Genomic DNA, 731 nt, shown 5'->3' on the forward strand with positions numbered 1-731 from the left:
ATCCAGTTACTATGTTATGTTCTGAGGGGAGTGAAAATTCCCCTAATTCGATGAAGATTCTTGCTCAATTGTTATCAGCTATGCGCCGACCAGAACACCTTGCCGATCAGCCAAACGTCTCTTCAGGCCACTGACTAGCGATAACTTTCCCCACAACGGAACAACTCTCATTGCATGGGATCATTGGGTACTGTGGGTTTAGTGGTTGTAAAAACACCTGACCGCTATCCCTGATCAGTTTCTTGAAGGTAAACTCATCACCCCCAAGTCTGGCTATGCAGAAATCACCTGGCTCAACAGCCTGCTCAGGGTCAACGAGAATTAACATTCCGTCAGGAAAGCTTGGCTTGGAGCCTGTTGGTGCGGTCATGGAATTACCTTCAACCTCAAGCCAGAATGCAGAATCACTGGCTTTTTTGGTTGTGCTTACCCATCTCTCCGCATCACCTTTGGTAAAGGTTCTAAGCTTAGGTGAGAACATCCCTGCCTGAACATGAGAAAAAACAGGGTACTCATACTCACTTCTAAGTGACGGCTGCATACTAACCGCTTCATACATCTCGTAGATTTCTCTGGCGATTGAAGGGCTAAATTCTTCAACGCTAACTTTGAGAATTTTTGTAAGCAATGCGGCGTTATAAGCATTTAATGCATTGATGCCATTAAATAAAGCACCAACGCCTGACTGCCCCATCCCCATCTTGTCTGCGACAGATTCCTGGGATAAGCCA

At 45.8% G+C, this 731-nt stretch carries 1 protein-coding gene; it reads right to left on the reverse strand.

All coding sequences use genetic code 11. The features are described from left to right. Positions 1-106: 106 nt before the first annotated feature. A partial coding sequence (locus CSC70_RS13885; protein ID WP_211369508.1) for a LexA family protein occupies positions 107-731 on the reverse strand: 625 nt, incomplete at its 5' end.

Source organism: Pseudoxanthomonas kalamensis DSM 18571 (genome assembly GCF_010211745.1).
In the GTDB taxonomy this organism is placed as follows: domain Bacteria; phylum Pseudomonadota; class Gammaproteobacteria; order Xanthomonadales; family Xanthomonadaceae; genus Pseudoxanthomonas_A; species Pseudoxanthomonas_A kalamensis.